1 protein-coding gene is annotated in these 1,343 nt (G+C 63.0%); it reads right to left on the bottom strand.

All coding sequences use genetic code 11. The features are described from left to right. Positions 1–299 precede the first annotated feature (299 nt). On the bottom strand, positions 300–1,343 hold a 1,044-nt coding region (locus ACWDUA_RS20475; RefSeq protein WP_449752843.1), incomplete at its 5' end, for a DUF222 domain-containing protein.

Below are 1,343 nucleotides of genomic sequence, written 5' to 3'. Positions count from 1 at the left end.
TCGCGATGCTCGGTCCCGGCTCAATCATCGTGTGGCCATTGCTGGTTGAGCCGACGAGGAGCGAAGCGACAAGACATGTCGAAACCTCAGACAGCCGACGTCGCCAACGCAACCACCGCCAGCTACAGAGATTTCGACACGGGTCCTCGCGATGCTCGGTCCCGGCTCAATCAGCAACGGGCCGTCGACAAGTCGTGTCGAAACCTCAGACGACCGAACTCGCCAACGCAACCAGCGGAGACTCCGACACCCACCCCTATCTCTCTGGAATTCTCAAAGAACACAAGCTCCATCAACAGTCAGGCAGCATTCGGCAGTTCATCAGCAAACCGCCTGTTATACGCCGGAATAGGACGACGACGCGGATCCACCACCTCCGGTGGGAGCAGCCACGGATGAGAGTCGGGTCCCATATACACATCCCACCCATTGTGGTGGACGTCGGCGTGACACGAGGTGCACAACAGGCAACCGTTCGCGAGGTCGGTGGCACCACCATCCGACCAATGCTCGATGTGATGGGCCTGAGTCCTCGACGCCGGAGCACCACACTTGATGCAACACCGATCCCGCTCGAACAACGCCCGCCGCTGACCGGCGGTGAACAACCGTTTCGACCGCGCCATATCCAACGGAACCCGTTCGCCATCGACGATGGTCATGACGACGACACCGTCACACGTCGTTTCGAGGAGGGTGTTGCGGGTGATCGACCCACCGAACGCCAACTCGGTTTTGTTCGGTGCATCCGCAGGTACCGACAGGGTGATCAACGCTGCCGGTAGAGCGGTCACCGACCGTTCCCCGGCACCGGCGGCCATATCCACGACCATCTCCAGGGCGTCAGCGCGGCGTCGGGGCGCTTCGCGGGGGTCTGTCGAACCATCCGGTTGCGGGACGGGTGCCGAGAGTTTCTCGATCGCCGTCGCCAACTTCTCCCCGACAACAACATCCAGACTCCCGGAGACAGCGACCCGCCCGTCATCGGTCCGCCCGATATCCAGAGCATTCAGGTTGCGGTCCTCTTTCGCCGGGCGTCCACCCTCGGTGTCGTCAGCATGATGGTCACCAAGCTGATGCGCCCGTGCCATCACCTCGGCCGGTGTCGCCCCGGACAGGACTTGCGCCAACAGGTCGCCTTCGAAGGTCGCCCACGTGTCGGTGTCGGGTGGTTCTCCGGCACGCATCCCGATCTGGTTGAGTCCGCGCACGATGGCGTCGACGTGTTCACCGGAGATCGCTCCGTCGGCAGCATGGTTCACAGTGCGCTCCACCACCGCCGAGGTCCCGATCCGCTGCAACCGCGCAGCGACGGCGGGCGCGAACCCCATCTCGATCAACAA

The organism is Gordonia sp. NPDC003376, assembly GCF_053589235.1.
The sequence above is the reverse complement of the archived record's forward strand: the minus strand, read 5'-3'. Positions and strand labels throughout refer to the sequence as shown.